At 41.5% G+C, this 919-nt stretch carries 1 tRNA gene and 1 pseudogene; both read right to left on the bottom strand.

The annotated features are described in order from the left end of the window. Positions 1–81 (bottom strand): annotated as a pseudogene (locus L8S15_RS21900) (helix-turn-helix domain-containing protein); the annotation flags it as partial. A gap of 717 nt (positions 82–798) precedes the next feature. Continuing rightward, a tRNA-Asp gene (locus tag L8S15_RS21715) sits at positions 799–875 on the bottom strand. Between the last annotated feature and the right edge of the window lie 44 nt (positions 876–919).

Genomic DNA, 919 nt, shown 5'->3' with positions numbered 1-919 from the left:
TTTTGCTAAGTAGAGAGATGACGTGCCATCTAAGTATTGCCTAGCAATGATACATTTTAGCTCTCGGCTATATTTGGACATAAAAAGACCCCCAATAATTGGTGTCCAACTATTGGGGGTCAGTTCACTAGCATCGGCTTTTTTGTATCTTCTGTTTATCCCAAGATCGCCTCTACACTATCTATAAACCACCTCCCTACACACCCAAAATAACCAAAATAACCAAAATAACCAAAATAACCAAAACAAGTATTATTCAATAGAGGCACCTAAACACACGGAAAGCTACTTTAGCTGTGTCTCGTTTTTTTTGAGCAAGCTCTTTAAAAGAGATTCAAGAAGCTTAGTCGATGAAGTGATACCTATACCCCCACAGTGAATGACGTTCATTTCGAGAGTAACAGAAGATGTTTAAAGATATTTACCAGTAAATTCAAACCACGGTAAGTTAGCCATTAAGTAACTATCCATATCCAGCTATAGAACGTTAAAAGCTTGTTATTTTTATCGACGCTCAGCTTAATAATAAGTAAGCCGTTCTTAGACACTCTGAAAGGTTAACCAATGAAAGGTCATGATCAGCGAACAACACTTCGACAGAACTCGGAAACGAATATTCAAACTCATACGTCGTAAACGACGAAAGCCTAGTCGTCAGACTAGGCTTTCTAATATGTGCCGGCATAGCGTTAAGTGCAGGGGCTCGATGCCTTTACCGCACTCATACAATCTAAAAGCAAAACACTTTTCTTCAAATGCAAAAAAGCCCTGCTATTACTAGCAGGGCTTTCTAATAAGTGGCGGAGTGGACGGGACTCGAACCCGCGACCCCCGGCGTGACAGGCCGGTATTCTAACCAACTGAACTACCACTCCGCAGTGGTCAACTCACTAAGTGAGCGTCCATATCTCCAGGTTGG

The sequence above is a fragment of the Vibrio sp. S/42/10 genome (genome assembly GCF_029890535.1).
In the GTDB taxonomy this organism is placed as follows: Bacteria; Pseudomonadota; Gammaproteobacteria; order Enterobacterales; family Vibrionaceae; genus Vibrio; species Vibrio cyclitrophicus.
This window is presented reverse-complemented; position numbering and strand designations above follow the sequence as displayed.